General features: G+C 65.7%; 14 protein-coding genes. 7 read left to right on the top strand and 7 right to left on the bottom strand.

Annotated elements, in window-relative coordinates; translation table 11 throughout:
• The first annotated feature begins 120 nt into the window (after positions 1–120).
• The 5 genes from F2P44_RS00615 (at position 121) to F2P44_RS00595 (ending at position 2,346) form a co-directional block, all read left to right on the top strand.
• The gene (locus tag F2P44_RS00615; RefSeq protein ID WP_167084069.1) at positions 121–507 is read left to right on the top strand and encodes a VOC family protein; all 387 of its coding nucleotides are present in this window, start codon (positions 121–123) and stop codon (positions 505–507) included.
• Positions 497–673, top strand: coding sequence for a hypothetical protein (locus tag F2P44_RS00610; RefSeq protein ID WP_167084067.1), 177 nt, complete (start codon positions 497–499; stop codon positions 671–673). Before F2P44_RS00615 ends, F2P44_RS00610 begins: the two co-directional genes overlap by 11 nt.
• Positions 674–682: 9 nt before the next feature.
• A complete protein-coding gene (locus tag F2P44_RS00605) occupies positions 683–1,078 on the top strand; it encodes a hypothetical protein (protein ID WP_167084065.1) in 396 nt (131 codons plus the stop codon).
• Between the two features lie 16 nt (positions 1,079–1,094).
• Entirely contained in the window at positions 1,095–1,709 is a 615-nt protein-coding gene (locus F2P44_RS00600; protein ID WP_167084063.1) for an alpha/beta fold hydrolase, read from the top strand.
• Between the two features lie 85 nt (positions 1,710–1,794).
• Positions 1,795–2,346 (top strand): L,D-transpeptidase family protein, encoded by a 552-nt coding sequence (locus F2P44_RS00595; RefSeq protein ID WP_167084061.1) that lies wholly within the window; start codon positions 1,795–1,797, stop codon positions 2,344–2,346.
• Here the strand turns inward: F2P44_RS00595 and F2P44_RS00590 are convergent.
• Positions 2,343–3,233, bottom strand: coding sequence for a LysR family transcriptional regulator (locus F2P44_RS00590; RefSeq protein ID WP_167084059.1), 891 nt, complete (start codon positions 3,231–3,233; stop codon positions 2,343–2,345). The two genes, F2P44_RS00595 and F2P44_RS00590, sit on opposite strands and share 4 nt — an antisense overlap.
• A gap of 109 nt (positions 3,234–3,342) precedes the next feature.
• On the opposite strand from F2P44_RS00590, the gene F2P44_RS00585 reads away from it, so the two are divergent.
• Together F2P44_RS00585 and F2P44_RS00580 are read left to right on the top strand one after the other, a co-directional pair.
• Positions 3,343–4,191, top strand: a complete 849-nt coding sequence (locus F2P44_RS00585) for a pirin family protein (protein WP_223164974.1) — start codon at positions 3,343–3,345, stop codon at positions 4,189–4,191.
• 49 nt (positions 4,192–4,240) lie between these two features.
• Positions 4,241–4,663 carry a DoxX family protein gene (locus F2P44_RS00580; RefSeq protein ID WP_167084057.1) on the top strand — a complete coding sequence of 141 codons (423 nt, stop codon included), beginning with the start codon at positions 4,241–4,243 and terminating at the stop codon, positions 4,661–4,663.
• A gap of 38 nt (positions 4,664–4,701) precedes the next feature.
• Here F2P44_RS00580 and F2P44_RS00575 read toward each other — a convergent pair whose 3' ends face one another.
• From F2P44_RS00575 to F2P44_RS00545, 6 genes are read right to left on the bottom strand one after another with little or no spacing between them, the layout of a single operon-like run.
• Positions 4,702–7,794: an efflux RND transporter permease subunit gene (locus F2P44_RS00575; RefSeq protein ID WP_167084055.1), complete on the bottom strand. Its 3,093-nt coding sequence runs from the start codon at positions 7,792–7,794 to the stop codon at positions 4,702–4,704.
• Complete coding sequence (locus F2P44_RS00570) at positions 7,791–8,876, bottom strand: efflux RND transporter periplasmic adaptor subunit (RefSeq protein ID WP_167084053.1); 1,086 nt, start codon at positions 8,874–8,876, stop codon at positions 7,791–7,793. Before F2P44_RS00570 ends, F2P44_RS00575 begins: the two co-directional genes overlap by 4 nt.
• Complete coding sequence (locus tag F2P44_RS00565) at positions 8,873–10,063, bottom strand: MFS transporter (protein WP_167084052.1); 1,191 nt, start codon at positions 10,061–10,063, stop codon at positions 8,873–8,875. Before F2P44_RS00565 ends, F2P44_RS00570 begins: the two co-directional genes overlap by 4 nt.
• Entirely contained in the window at positions 10,060–12,135 is a 2,076-nt protein-coding gene (locus F2P44_RS35000) for an ATP-grasp domain-containing protein (protein ID WP_223164973.1), read from the bottom strand. Before F2P44_RS35000 ends, F2P44_RS00565 begins: the two co-directional genes overlap by 4 nt.
• A gap of 18 nt (positions 12,136–12,153) precedes the next feature.
• Positions 12,154–13,161, bottom strand: a complete 1,008-nt coding sequence (locus F2P44_RS00550; RefSeq protein ID WP_167084050.1) for a pyridoxal-phosphate dependent enzyme — start codon at positions 13,159–13,161, stop codon at positions 12,154–12,156.
• Positions 13,162–13,163: 2 nt separating this feature from the next.
• A complete protein-coding gene (locus tag F2P44_RS00545; protein ID WP_167084048.1) occupies positions 13,164–14,111 on the bottom strand; it encodes a GHMP family kinase ATP-binding protein in 948 nt (315 codons plus the stop codon).
• Between the last annotated feature and the right edge of the window lie 39 nt (positions 14,112–14,150).

Raw genomic sequence — 14,150 nt, 5'->3', positions numbered from 1 at the left:
GCCGCGTGTCCGCATCGCGGGGCCATCCTGCCTGCTGCTGTCTTCCGATCTGTTTCCGCCGTTAACGCGGCACCGTGTGTCGCCACCCTTGCGCGACACGCACTGACCCAGGAGCCCGATATGAAACGTGTCACCGGTATTGGCGGTGTGTTCTTCAAATCCCCCGACCCGCAGCGGCTGGCCGAATGGTATCGGGTGCATCTTGGCTTCGCGGTCGAGGAATGGGGCGGCGTCGCCTTCCAGTGGGCTGGCCCGGACAACCCGGCCGGCACGGGCGCCACGGTGTGGAGCCTGTTCGAGCAAGACACGAAGCACTTTGCGCCGAGTTCCGCGTCCTTCATGATCAATTATCGGGTCGACGACCTGCACGCCTTGCTGGCCGTACTGCGCGCCGAAGGCTGCACGGTGGAAGACAAGGTCGACGAATCGGAGTACGGCAAGTTCGGATGGGTGATTGACCCGGACGGCAACAAGATCGAATTATGGCAAGCGCCGGATGGCCGATGAATTCCGGTCCGACAGCCTGATGGCCAGCGCGGCATCGCGCGCACGGCGCGGCGCCCAAGGCGGCGTCCGATGGCGCGCCGGTCAGCTGGGCCAGCACCAATCCGCCGCCAAGGCCCTGAACCAGCCCGCCGGGCTTATCTTCATTTTTACCGCAGCACTTTACTGAATCGTTACCATGCCTCGTTATGCCCGCTTCGCGCACTATCTCCTGATCGCCGTCTTTGCGTACGCGGCCGTGCGCTCGGTACAGCGCTACCTTGGTGACCCATCGAGTTTCTACGTGGAACTGATGCTCTTGCTATGGCTCTGCGCCGGCATGGTCGGGATGTACCGGCGCGTCGCTTGGGGACGCTTTTTCGCCTCCTGTTTCAGCGTGGCGATTGCTTTCGTCAGCCCGCTCACGCTCATCGCCTTCGATGGCCCGCTGCCGCAGGGATCGGTCCTGTCCGCGATGCTCAACGTCTCCACCGTGCTGACCTGGTTTTATATCGTGATCACGGCGACGCTGGTTCTCATGCCCGCCGTGCTGATCGGCATCCGGCGCGACTGGTTCCGCTACGCATGGTGGTAGGCCTAGAGGAATCATGATGTCCACGCCAGAAAAATTGATCTTCCTTCCCGGCGCCGGCGGCAACCCGGCGTTCTGGCAGCCGGCCTCCGCCGCGCTGGCGCATCCGGCATCGCGCTGCCTGCTCGGCTGGCCCGGCTTTGGCGTGGTGCCCGCCGATCCCGGCATCGTCGGCATGGACGGCCTGGTCGCCATGGTGCTCGGCCAGATCGACCGCCCGTGCGCGCTGATCGCCCAGTCGATGGGGGGCGTGGTAGCCATCCAGGCTGCGCTCAAGCGCCCGGACCTGGTCACCCATCTGGTGCTGGCCGTGACCTCGGGCGGCGTCGACATGGCCGACCTGCACGCCGAGGATTGGCGCGCCGCCTTCCTTGCAGCCAACCCAGCCGTGCCGCGCTGGCTGAGCGATTACCGGGGCGACCTGAGCACCGCCATCAAGACGCTGCGCATGCCCAGCTTGCTGCTGTGGGGCGACGCCGATCCGATCAGTCCGGTGGCGGTCGGCGCCCGCCTGCAGGGCTTGCTTCCTGACAGCCGTCTGCACGTCATCGCCGGCGGCGGCCACGACTTGGCCAACCGATTCGCCGGCACCATCGCGCCCCTGGTCGACGCCCATCTGGCATCGGCAGCCTGAGCGCAGTCCCGCGCCGATCGGCACGGCAGTATTTTTGCCACGCAATGCTTGAATCAGTGCAAAATAGCCAGTTCGACAACGACCGATGAATGCGTCGCAGTGCGGCCAGTTCACCTCCATGCGCCATTTCTCTTTTCTCGCCAGCTTCCTTTTCCTCCTGCTCGGCAGTGTGCCGGCATGGGCCGCGCACATCACCGTGTTCAAGGCGAAACGCATCCTGGAATACAAGGCCGACGGCGTGACTCGCACCTTCAAGATCGGCCTGGGCGCCTCGCCAACCGGACGCAAGCTGCGCCAGGGCGACCGCAAGACGCCCGAAGGAAGCTACCTGATCACGCACAAGAATCCGCAGAGCCAGTTTTACCTGTCGCTCGGCATCAGCTACCCCAATCTCGACGACGCCGCCCTGGCCGTCAAGTCGGGCATCATCACGCCCGGCCAGCACGCAGCCATGGCGGAGGCCATCAAACAAGGACGCGTGCCATCCCAGCACACGCCCATGGGCGGCGAAATTTTCATCCACGGCAAAGGCGCCGGCAGCGACTGGACCTGGGGCTGCATCGCCCTCGACGACAAGCAGATGCGCGTGCTGTACGACCTCGTGCGCCCAGGCGACAAGGTCAGCATTCTCCCTTAGCCCTGTTTCAGCTGATCGATGAACCAGCGGCCGGCACGGCCCGGTGGATTGTCCGCCAGGTGGATCGCATGCATGGAAAACCCCGGCCCGGCCGTCGCGAAGATTTCAAGCTGAATCGGCACCAGCGCGCCGCTGCGGATGTCGGCCTCGACCATGTGCAGCGGCATGTGCCCCCATCCCAGTCCGGCGCGCAGGAACGCATGCTTCGCGCCCAGGTCCGCCAGGCGCCACACACGCGTCGACACCACCCCGAAATTGCGTCCCGCGGTCAGCGATGAGCGGTCCGTCAGCACCAGCTGGATATGTTCGGCTGCGGCGGAGCGCGGCACCATGCCTTGCAGCGCCGCCAGCGGATGGGTTGGCGCGACGACCGTCACCGCCGCCACGCTCAACAAGAACTCGGACGCGCAGCCGGCCGGAATCTCCGGCAGCGAGCCGATCACCGCCACCCGGCAATTCCCGTCCAGCAAAGGCTGCAACACCGCGCCCAACGCTTCCACGTACAGCCGCAAGGGCGTCGAGGGAAACGCCTGGTGAAAGGCTTGCACGGCCGCAGTCAGGTTGGCAATCGGATACATCACATCCACCGCCACGGCCAGCTCGGGTTCCAGTCCCTCCGCCAGGCTGCGCGCCTTGGCCTTGAACTCATCCATGCTCTGCGCGGCCGCGCGCGCCAGTTCCAGCATCGCCCGGCCAGCCTCGGTCAGCTGGGGATAGCGGCCGGTCCGCTCGAACAGCGCAAACCCCACCTGTAACTCCAGGTTCGCCAGCGCCGTGCTCACCACCGACTGCGCACGGCGCAGCTTGCGGCCAGCCGCCGAAAAACTCCCTTCGTCCGCAGCGGCAATAAAGGTGCGCAGCTGGTCGATCGACATCCCGTCAAGCATATATCTATTCCTTGGATACTATCGATCTAATTATATAGGCTTCTCCGATGTATCGAGGCGGCCTAAGATTCTACTCATGCACTAACAACCCGGAAGAATGGAGTACCTCATGAACATGAATCAAGCGCAACTCAAGCAAACCGCAGCAGCCGGGCGTCAACTGGCGCTGCGTTCCGCAGGCCACACCCAGGGCGGCATCAACCGCCTGGTCAGCCCCGGCGACATCGGCCAGCTGATCAAACCGTTCGTCTTCCTCGACCTGTTCCAGCTCGGCACCAACGGCAGCAACATGGGCCTGCACCCGCATTCGGGCATCGCCACCGTCACCGTGGTGCTCGATGGCGCCGTCGCATACAAGGAAACGACCGGCCATCAAGGCATCTTGCCGACCGGTGGCGTGGAGTGGATGAGCGCCGGCGGCGGCGTCTGGCACGATGGCGGTGCGGTCCCCGGCCAGCGGGTCGAAGGCTTCCAGCTTTGGCTGGCACTGCCGGAAGAAGATGAAAACGGCCCTGCGCAAAGCCAGTATCTGGCGCCGGATGAAGTGCAGAGCCATGGTCCGGCCCGCGTCATCATCGGCAAGTATGGCAACGCAAGCAGCGCGATTCGTCCGCGCGCGCCGATCAACTATCTGCATGTGACGCTGGCGGACGGCGAAAAATGGACTTACACGCCACCTGCCGGCCATGACGTGGCCTGGGTCTCGGTCGCCAGCGGCGCCCTGCAAACGGCGCACACGGTGGTCAAGCGCGAAGTGGCGGTCTTTGAAGAAGGCGAGGGCGCCATCGATGTTGTCGCCCAGGGTGCAACGCAGTTCGTGCTCGGCTCCGCTCCCAAGCATCCCTACGACCTGGTAACGGGTTACTACTCGGTGCATACCAGCGCAGCGGCGCTGGCCAAGGGCGAAAAGGAAATCGAGCGCATCGGCACCCAGCTGCGCGCGGCGAAACTGATGTAAGCGCTGTACCGGACCAACATATAAATTATCTGAATTGAAGGGAAATACCATGAACAGCACGACTCAACACACTTCCGCTATTCCCGTCATCGGCCGCGTGCTGCTGGCAACGATCTTTATCTTCAGCGCGATCGGGAAAATCATGGCGCCGGCGGCCACCATCGGCTACATCGAGGCCATGGGCCTGCCACTGGCCTCGGTCGGCCTGGTTGTCGCCATTGCGGTTGAACTGGTGGGCGGGCTGATGCTCGCCCTGGGCATCAAGACGCGCCTGGTGGCACTCGGGCTGGCGCTGTTCTCCATCGTGACCGGCCTGGTGTTCCACCATGCGATCGGCGACCAGAACCAGCTGATTCACCTGCTGAAAAACCTGGCCATGGCCGGGGGCCTGCTGCAAGTGGTCGCCTTTGGCGCCGGTGCGTACAGCCTGGAGTCGAAAGCCGCTGGCACGGCTGGCCGCCAGCCTGCCTGATCGTTTTTGCCAGGCGGAGCGCCGGGGACGGCGCTCCGTCAAAGGACCGTCTCGCCAACAACGCAATCACGGCGTCCGGCCCGCGCCGGTTTCTCCCGCCGACGCTTCGTCTTGCACTCAAACCGGTCCAGCGCCAGGTACATCACCGGCGTCACATACAGCGTAACCAGCTGCGAAAACGCCAGTCCCCCGACCACCGCAAGTCCCAGCGGCTGGCGCAGCTCGGCCCCCGCGCCCCATCCCAGCGCAATCGGCAGGGCACCCATCAGCGCCGCAATCGTCGTCATCATGATCGGCCGGAAGCGTAGCAGGCAAGCCTGCCGCACCGCCAGGTCCGGCGCCATGCCTTCCTCGCGCTGCAAGTGAAGCGCAAAGTCGATGATCATGATGGCGTTCTTCTTCACGATCCCGATCAGCAGCAACATGCCGATCACCGCAATCATGGTCAGCTCCATCCCGGACAGCCATAAGGTCAGCAGCGCGCCAACCGCCGCCGATGGCAACCCGGCCAGGATGGTCAGCGGGTGAATATAGCTCTCGTACAGTACCCCGAGCAGGATGTAGATCACCCCGAGCGCGGCCACGATCAGCCATACCTGGCTCGATTGCGCCTCCTGGAACACCGCCGCGTCGCCGCCATAATGCGCCACGATGGACGCCGGCAGCCGCATGTCCCGCCCCATGGCATCAATGGCGCCGGTCGCCGCATCCAGCGCCACGCCGGGCGCCAGGTTGAACGACAGCGTGATCGCTTGCAGCTGCCCCTGGTGATTGACCGACAAGGGCCCCAGCGTTCGCTCCACCGTCGCAAAGCTCGACACGTTCACCAGCTCACCCGCCTTGCTGCGCACCGACACATGGCCCAGCGCATCGTCGAACTGGCGCTCGGCCTGCACCGATTCGAGGATGACCGAATAGGTGGCGCCCGTCCCGTACATGGTCGCCACCTGGCGCTCGCCAAAGGCCGAATACAGAGCGCTGCGCAGATCGGCGACCCGCACGCCCAGCACCGCCGCCTTGTCGCGGTCGATCTTCAAGCTCGCCTGCAAGCCGCGGTTGCGCGCATCGCTGGTCACGTCGCTAAAGCGCGGGTCGGCCCGCATCCGCTCCAGGAAACGCGCTGCCCATTCATCGGGACCGCCGGCACCCACGCTTTGCAGCGTGTACTGGTAGCGGCTCTTGCTCGGCCGTCCGCCCACCTGGAAATTCTGTACGGGCTTGACATACACGGCCACGCCGGCAATCGCGCTGGTGGCGCGTTTCAGGCTCGCGATCACATCGGCCATCGGCGCGCGCTGCCCGCGTGGTTTCAGCAGCAGGAACAGGCTGCCGCTGTTGTCGCCGCTGACCGACGACGTCACATCGCGCACATTCGGATCGGCCTTGATTGCCGCCGCCACCTTCACTTGCAGTGCCAGCATGGCGGAGGGCGATATATCTTCCGATGCCTCGGTCGACACGCGGATCTGGCCCAGGTCCTCTTCCGGCAGCAGGCCCTTGGGAATGGCCACATACAGCCCCACCGTCAGCACCAGAAGGGCCAGTGCCGCCAGCAGCACCATGGGCCGGTGTGCGAGCGCCTTGTCGAGCGATCTCGCATACGCCCTTTCGACGCGCCCGAAGGCGGTATTGGTGGCTGTGCCGTGACGTTCATGTTCAGTCAGCAGTCGGCTCGACAGCATCGGCACCAGCGTCAGCGACACCAGCGCCGACACCAGTACCGCCAGCGACACCACCACGGCAAACTCGTGGAACAGCAATCCCATCACCCCCGGCATGAAGAAGACCGGCATGAACACTGCCGCCAGCGAGATCGAGATCGACACGATGGTCAGGCTCACTTCGCGCGCCCCGGTGATGGCGGCATCAACCGGGGTCTTGCCCGCCTCGATATGGCGCACGATATTCTCCAGCACGACAATCGCATCGTCCACCACCAGCCCCACGGCCAGGGTGATCCCCAGTAGCGAGACATTATTCAGGCTGTAGCCGAGCCAGTGCATCAGCAGCAGCGCGCCAAGCAGGGAAATTGGAATCGCCAGCGCCGGGATCAGGGTCGCTGCCGCATGGCGCAGGAACAAAACGATCACCAGGATCACCAGCGCGATGGTCAGCCCGAGCGTGACATTCACGTCATGCATCGCCTCGCGCACCGATACCGAACGGTCGTTGACCATATTGATCGCCACCGATTGCGGCAACTGCGTGCGCATGCGTTCGAGCGTGCGCCTGGCCGCGTCGACCACGGCCAGGGTATTCGCATCCGGCTGCCGGTACAGCAGCAGCACGATCGAGCGCTCGCCGTTAAAACTGCTGGCCGAGCGCACCGACTGGTAGCTGTCCTCGACGTCGGCCACGTCGCCAAGGCGCACCGGCTGGCCTGCGCGCATGGCCACGATCAACCCGGCATAGTCGGCTGCCTTGAGCAGTTGCGCGTTACCCTGGATAACCATGGTCTGGGCCGGCCCGTCCAGCACACCGAGCGGCGTATTGGCGTTGGCCGCTTGCAGCGCGGCCGCCAGTTCATCCATCGACAGGTCGCGCGCCTTCATGCGGCCGGGATGGGCGCGCACCCGCACGGCGAAGCGCTTCTGGCCCAGTACCGTCATCTGCGCCACGCCGGGCAGGCCCGACAAGCCTGGCGCAATCAGGTTCTCCGCGTAGTCGTTCAGCTCCGACAAGCCCATCGATGGCGACGTCAACTCCATCGACAGCACCGGCGCTTCCGCCGGATTGACCTTGCGGTACGACGGCAGCTCGGTCATTTCCCGTGGCAGCGCGCGTTGCGCCCGCAGCAGCGCCGCCTGCACGTCCACCGCGGCGGCATTGATGTCGATGGCCGGCCCGAACTCCAGCGTCAGCGACGTCGCGCCCAGGGTGCTGGTGGAGGTCAGCAAGGTGACGCCGGCAATCGCCGAGAACTCCTTCTCCAGCGGCAGCGCCACCGACGCGGCCATCGTTTCCGGACTCGCACCCGGCAGGTTGGCCTGCACGTTGATGACCGGCGTGTTGTAGCTTGGTAGCGCGGACACGGGAATGAAGCGGTATGCCAGCAGCCCGGCAATCACCAGGCTGGCCGACAGCAGCACCACCATCACGGGGCGCTCGATGCAATAGGCGGACAGGTTCATCCCCGGCCCGCCTTGACGCGCGCACCGGGCTTCAGATTCTGCTTGCCCTCGGTGACGATGGTTTCGCTGCCTGCCAGGCCGGTGACCGCCGCACTCGACCCGAACGCATGCAGCTGCTTCACCGCCACCTGTGCCACCGTCTGGTCCGGCCCCACCACATACACGAAGGTGCCGGCGGTGCTGGTGATCATCGCCGCCTGCGGAATCACGACCGCGCTGCGCAGTGTGCGCACGGTGACGCGCGCGTCCACATACTGCCCCGGCCACATGCCGGCGTCGCCATTCTCGAAACTCGCCTTGACCCGGATCGCCCCGGCCACCGGGTCGACGCGGTTGTCGATGAAGCTCAGCGTGCCGGTGCGGTGGTTGGCCTCCACCGCGACCGCGCCGCGCTGGTGCGCCGCCAGCAGTTCGCCCACGTTTGACTCCGGCAGGGTGAATGCGACCGCAATCGGATCGAGCCGCGTAACCGTGGCAAGCAGGGTACTCACCTGCACCAGGCTGCCCGGATACACCGTGATCGCGCCAACCCGGCCCGCCATCGGCGCGCGGATCGTGTTGTAGCTGGCGCCCACCGATGCGGCCCGCAGCGCTGCCTGGTCGGCCCGCAGCAGTGCGCGCGCCGCATCGACCTCGCTGCGCAGCGTATCGACCGCGTTGATGGCGATGAACTGCTTCTCCAGCAGTTCCATGCTGCGCCGGTAGCGCAGCTCCAGGCCGGCCAGCGCCGCCTCGTCGCGCATCACCTGCGCCTGCGCGCGCTCCACGCCGGCGCGGTCGGCACGCTCGTCCAGTGAAAACAGCAGCTGGCCTTCCTTGACGAACTGGCCCTCGCGGATATGCACTTGCTTCACCAGGCTGGTGGTCTGCGCGTGCACGTCCACCACGCTGGACGGGGTCACCGTGCCATTCGCCCGCAGCTCCACCGGTACGTCGCGCACCACCGCCACCACGGTATTGACCACGATGGCGGGCGGGGAGGGCAGGGCCGCCTGGGCGCGCGCGGGCGTGCTCCAGTAGCGCGCCGCACTGGCCACGGCCACCGCGCCGCACAGCAGCGCAATCGCTTGCTGCTTGTTCATGCGGCCTCCCGCGCGCGTGGCGCCAAACGGAACAGGCCGAAGGCGCTCAAGAGCCCGACCGCGCAAAATATCATCCACGGCAGTTGCGGCCATTGACGCGCGCTTGAGAACTCGACCAGCCAGCCGCCGGTCACATTGCCGATCGCGCCGCCAAGCGCCAGGCTGAGCGAACTGAAACCGAGAAAGGTCCCCAGCGCCTGCGGATTGGCCATGCTGGCGATCAGGTTCTGCATGGTTGGCCGCACCAGGATGGCGCCCACCGAAAACGCCGCCACGCACACCAGGAAGGCTGTGAAGGTATGCGCCAGCGCGATGGCGCCGGCACCGAGCGCGATGATCGTCACGCCCAGCACCAGGATCTGCTGCGTCGACAGCCAGCGCTCCGCCACCCGCAGCAGGTGATATTGCAGCAGCACCGTCATGCCGGCGCTGAGCGCGAACATGATGCCCACGCTATCCTGGTTTCCGCTCAGGCGTTCGGCCAGCAGCGGAAAGCTGATATTGATCTGTACCGCCACGAACCAGTACCCCATCATCAGGCCGGTGAACAGCAAAAAGGGCCGGTCGCGCGTCACCAGGGCGAGACGGTGCGTCATGGCCTGCGGAGCCTCCTGGATTTCCAGTGGCGGCAGCATCCACAGTGTGATGCCGCAGTTGAGCGCGAAGCACGCGGCCGCAGCCAGGCACACCATCTGGAAGTCCACATGCAGCAGCGCCACGCCGGCCAGCGGGCCAATGGTGCTGGCAATCCCGCTGACCCAGTTACTGAGCGCGTAGTAGCGCGGCCGCGTCTCGTCGGTGGTCAGGGCCGCAATCGCCGCCTGGTAAGGCGCCTCGAACAGTGCGCCACCGAGTGCCGACACCACCATCGCCACGCACAGCATGACGGCATCATCGGCGAACGCCAGGCTGGCAAAGCCGGCCGCGCGTAGCAGCACGCCCAGGCAGATCATGGGCCGCACGCCGAAGCGGTCTGCCAGCATGCCGCCCACCAGTGCGAGGCCCTGCTGGGTCATCTGGCGCAGTGCCAGCGCGCCGCCGACCACGGCTGCGGCCATGCCCGCGTTGCTCACAAAGTGCACGCTCACCAGCGGCATCAGCATCGCAAAGCCGACCACCATCAGGAAGGTGTACACCAGCAGCGCATTGAGCCCGCGCTTGCGGACCTGGCCGGAGAGAACGGTCATGGCGCGCGGTATAGATAGACGGAAGTCGGATCGGCGCTGAACTGCGAGAACGGGAACGGCTCGGCGCATACCGCGCTGACGCCGTCGCCCAGGAAGCGCGGGATGATGCCGCTGCCCGTCTGTGCGTACACGATCAGCGGAATGCCGCGCCGCCGCGCCGCCATCAGGATCTCGTCGAACGACCCGTTGGACAAGGTCATGCCGGTGGCGATGATCATGTCGGCCTGCTCCAGGATCGGCAGCATGTCGCGCGCCACTTCCAGCCCGCTCTGGGTGCGGTCCATGTTGAAGTCGCACGGCAGGCAAATCCCGCCATGCCGCGCGATCGCGTCCACCAGCGGATTGACCACGCCGATCAGGCCCACACGCTGGCCCGGCTTGATCGACACCAGCGCGGCAATCGCATTGTCGCGCGCCACGGCACGCACCGGCGGCGCGCCGGCTGGCAGCAGCATCGCTTGCGCCAGCGCCGATTCGCGCGGTGGCCGCACCGCATTCAGGTAAGCGTCGAGCGTGGCGATGCGCACCGGTAGGCGCGGATCGGCCAGCAGATCGGCCACGCTGCTGCCCGCCAGCGCAGGCGCAATCGTCGGGTCGAGCGCGTCGCGTTCGATGCAGCAGGCGCCAAAGGCCGCCCCCACGCGCAGCACCAGATAGTAGTTGCGGTAGGTTTGCTGGGTGCCCGGGAAACGCGTGCTCTGCGAAATCCACGACGCGCCGACCACGTGCATCGACTCCGGCGCCGGTCCGTACAGGCCACACTGCACGTCGTCGATCAGGCCCGCCACGTTCCACGGCGCGGCCGGCTCCCTGGCGCCGTCCGCGAAGCTGATCTCGACCCGGCTTAGTGCCTTCTCCGCATATTTGCGCGCATCCAGGCCGTCCGGATCGACCGCGACCACGTGGCCCAGGTAGCAGGCGTTGTCGATCGGCGCGTCCAGGTCCTTGCCGGTGACGTTCGCAATCAGCGCGCGCGCAACGTGCGGCGCGCTGGCGACGCTGTCGATGCCGGTCATGGCGTTGACCCGGCCTGCGCCCGCCGGGACCAGGAACTTGATGGCGGCGCTCTGCACGCCGGTCTGCTTGCGCGCAAGGTCGGGCTGGCGGCCAAGCGCCAGGTCGATCTGGGCGGACAGGAATGCAATGCCCGTCACCCGCTCGATCAGCTCCGCAATGTAATTGCCGCCCGGGCGCGGATTGATCTCGACGATGCGCGGCCCCTTGCGCGTGATCTTCACTTCGGTGTGGCTGATGCCGTGGTCGAAGCCGACCGCCTGCAACGCCGCCGTCACCAGCTCGCACACCGCTTCGCTCACGTCGCCGTCCAGCCGCGCCGGGAACATATGCCCATCCTCGATAAAACAGGGGAAACCCGTCAGGCTCTTGTCGGTGATGCCGATGATGCTTGTCTGTCCGCCGAAGGTGCAGGCTTCCACGCTGACTTCCTCGCCCTTCATGTACTCTTCCAGCAGCCATAGCGGCTCGCGCGCCTGCTCGCGGAAGTTGGCCGGGAATGCTTCCAGCGCGCTGAAGGCGGCGTACAGTTCCGCTTCATCCCTGACCAGCTTGACGAACGCGCTCGACGCCAGGTCCGACGGCTTGAGGATCAGCGGATAGCCGATCTCGTTGGCCGCTTCGCATGCCGCGTCCCACGACGTCACCGCGCGGAATACGGGATTGGGCAGCCCGGCCTTTTCCAGCGCCTCGCGCACCAGGTGTTTGCGGCGCACCATCGCCACGTTGCTGCAAAACGCCTGCGGCAGTTCCAGCACCTGCGCGACCTGGGCCACGGTGTCGATGTAGTAGTCGCAGATGGTCACCACGCCGTCGAATTTGAGCATGCGGTGCTGGGCGCGCAGGAAGGCGATCAGCGCCGGCACGTCGTTGGTCTCGGTCGTCAGTACGTTGGCGGCGTGCGCCAGCACCGGATGAATCGGTGCGTCGGCTCCATCCAGATAGTGGCCGCGGTTGCGCGTCACGAAGGTGTAGGTGTGGCCGGCGCCGGTGATGGTGGCGGGGAAGATACGGCCGGTGCCACCGACCCAGCTCTCGATCATTAACAGGTGTGCCATGGTGTGATTACTCCCTTTTCAGTTGAATGTTTCGGTGGCGGTGCGGCGGTTCCAGTCCATCACCGACCAGGGCAGCACAAGCTGCTCGTGCGAGTCGACGTGGACGGGCGCCAGCGCATGCAGTTCCAGCGCGTTCGCGTGCTGCGCGAAGACCGCGTCCACGTAGCGGTGACCGGTATCGGGCGCGATGAACAGCACCGTGCGCTCGGGACGCAACTGCGCTTCACGGGCGGCGGCAAGGTAGCAGCAGCCGCTCGACAGGCCGGCAAAGATCGCGTGCCTGCGCAGCAGGGCCACCGCGCCTGCCAGCCCGTAATCGAAACCGATCCAGTGAATTTGGTCGTAGAGCGCGTGCTGCACGTTGCGAAAGGGGATGCCGGTGCCGATGCCGGCGATGATGATGCCCGGGTCTTCGATATGGGCGCAGCCGAAGGTGACACTGCCGAACGGCTGTACGCCAACCAGTTCCACCGCATCGTCGGAGCAGCGCAGCGCGCGCGCCAGGCCGCCGGTGGAACAGCCCGAGCCGACGCCGCCGACGATGGTCAGCTTATCTGTGCCGAGCAGGCGTTCGATCTCGCTGGCGATCGGCTCATATCCGGCGTAATGAATGTCATCGTGGTACTGCTGCATCCAGTGCACATGCGGGTGGGCCGCGCGGATGTCCTGGATGCGCGCCACGCGCAGGCTCTGATCCATCTTCAGCGTGGCCGATGGCGGCACCTGCTCGACGTTCGCCCCGAGCAGCTGGAGCTGCACCATCAGCGTCTTGTCCACCGTTTTCGAGGCGATGATGTGGCACTGCATGTCGAACTTGTGGCATGCCAGTGCGAGCGCGTAGGCATAGATGCCGCTGGAGCTGTCGAGCAGGGTGTCGCCGCGCCGGATCACGCCCGCTGCCAGCAAGCGCTCGACCGCCACCAGCGTTGAATACACCTTCATCGTCTCGAAACGGGCGACATACAGGTTGGGGCCGAGGCGTACGAAGTCCGGCGCCTTGATGGCGTCCGCAATGTGATCGAACATGGTCAGAATCCTGTCTGTACGAAGCGGCTTTGATAGCCAAGGCCGCGAAAGAATGACGAGAGTGCCCCCATTTGCGTTGGGCCCGGTTTGTGGATGTAGAGGTAGCCCGCCAGGCTGCCCGTATGCGCGACGAAGATGCCATCGGCGCCATAGCGTGCCTGGTTCTTGAGCAGCACGCCGAGGTTGCGCTTGGGGATGGCATCCTGCCCCAGCACCGCGCTGACCGTGGCGCATGCGGCGATGGCGGCCGGGTCGTTGCGCAGGAAAGCGTCGACCGCCTTGTCGAGATTGGCCGTGTAGGGCGTCAGCCGCTCCTGGTACAGCGCGAGCAGGCGCGCGCCGGTTCTTTCGGTATCGATGCGGTTGCCCTCGTCGATATAACAGGCATGGAAGGTCGGTGCGCTGCCGAAGCACTGCACCACCTGCTGGCGCCCGCTCAGGTACAGCGCGTAGGTATCCAAAAACACGCTGTCCGAGCGTTCGATCGCACGCAGGGTGGCCGATATCGATTCGCCAGGCGACTCGATGCCGAAGATCGCGTCGAGGCAGCGGATGGTGGCCACGATGTCGGCCGTCGAACTGGCCATCCCTTTCCCTTCCAGCAGTTCGGAATCGTGGCTCCAGGTTCCGGGCGGCAGGCGCTTGCGGTGCAGCGCCAGGTAGTGTGCGATCGCTTGCTGGCACTTGGTCTTGCTGGCGAGCGCGTGATCCGCGCCGGCACGTTCGCCGTGGGTGAAGTGCATGCAGCTGTATTTTTTGACCGGTAGCGAGATCAGGCTGATATGTGCCGCGCCATCGTCGATATACGGGCCTTGAATCAGCTCGCCCAGGGTGCCGTGGCAGATCCCGCTGCTGATCGTTGCCGGCGCGCTGGCCGGGTCGGTCGGCCAGGCGAAGTCGCGCCGCGCCGCTGGTGTGGATCTGCTGTCTGCGAAGTCGATGGAAGGCACGGAATGATGGCTTTCGTGGTGGAGGTCGGGAGAGCATTA

The sequence above is a fragment of the Massilia frigida genome, assembly GCF_011682175.1.
Taxonomy (GTDB): Bacteria; Pseudomonadota; Gammaproteobacteria; order Burkholderiales; family Burkholderiaceae_D; genus Telluria_A; species Telluria_A frigida.
This window is presented reverse-complemented; position numbering and strand designations above follow the sequence as displayed.